Origin of the sequence: Bacteroides sp. 1_1_30 (assembly GCF_020982715.1) — a bacterium.
GTDB lineage: Bacteria > Bacteroidota > Bacteroidia > Bacteroidales > Bacteroidaceae > Bacteroides > Bacteroides xylanisolvens.
In genome coordinates, this window is sequence record NZ_JAJKHN010000226.1 from 1 (window position 1) to 907 (window position 907).

At 36.4% G+C, this 907-nt stretch carries 2 protein-coding genes; one reads left to right on the forward strand and one right to left on the reverse strand.

Translation table 11 applies throughout. From position 1 onward, the window contains the following. Nucleotides 1–469, forward strand: a 469-nt coding sequence (locus LPH68_RS26350; protein ID WP_230297283.1) for a DUF4376 domain-containing protein, incomplete at its 5' end; no start/stop codon positions are given. On the opposite strand, the gene LPH68_RS26355 is transcribed toward LPH68_RS26350, so the two are convergent. Further along, the coding region (locus LPH68_RS26355; RefSeq protein WP_230297284.1) for a DUF4376 domain-containing protein at nucleotides 439–907 on the reverse strand (469 nt) is incomplete at its 5' end. The genes LPH68_RS26350 and LPH68_RS26355 overlap by 31 nt on opposite strands.

Consider the following 907-nt stretch of genomic DNA (forward strand, 5'->3'; position numbering starts at 1 on the left):
TGAATATTATCAAGAGTTACTGGCTGGTCAATCTACCGGCTTGATAATAACTGAAAGCAAAAAAGGATATCCTATTTTAGTTGTGCACGAGGCTACTATCGAAGAAACCAGATCGCAAAAACTTGATGAATTACGATTGTTCGATTCATCTGAAGCAGTGAATCAGTTCAGTATAAACGGAGTATTGGGATGGTTAAACAAGTCTACACGCGTCGGGCTTATGAACTCAATCAATATTGAGAAAGAAGCCGGACGATCTGAAACAAGTATCTGGATTGGTGATACAAAGTTTGTCTTATCAATCGAAAGAGCTATTGACATATTACAACAGCTAGAATTGTATGCCCTTGCGTGCTATGATACGACACAAAGGCATACGAAAGCTATTCAACAGCTAGAGACAAAAGAAGAAATTGAAGCATACAATTTCAAGACTGGTTACCCGGGAAAGCTAAGTTTCACCGGATAACCGACCGTATAATCATAGTTTTCGATTTCCTCAATTGTCTGCAATGATCTAACTGCTGCGATGTGAGATTGTGTCACATTGTAGCAGTTTAATGCATACATTTCAATCTCATTCAGCATTGATAAAGCGTCAGAAATTGGAATGATATACTTTATAGCATCATACCACAGTACTGTATCTGTTTTACCAGCTTCTTTTTCAATCGAAATTGAGTTAAATAATCCAACACGTGTACTTTTATCTAACCACATGCTTTTACCTAATAAATCAAAAGAATTGACATTAGTCGATTTGTCAAATATCTGTATTTCAGACATTTTCATTTTTCGCACTTCTTCGATGTCGTACTCATATTCTACCAATATTGGGTATCCATCCTTACTTTCAACTATCAGTAAACCGTTAGACTGCCCAGCTAATAACTGATTGTAATACTCT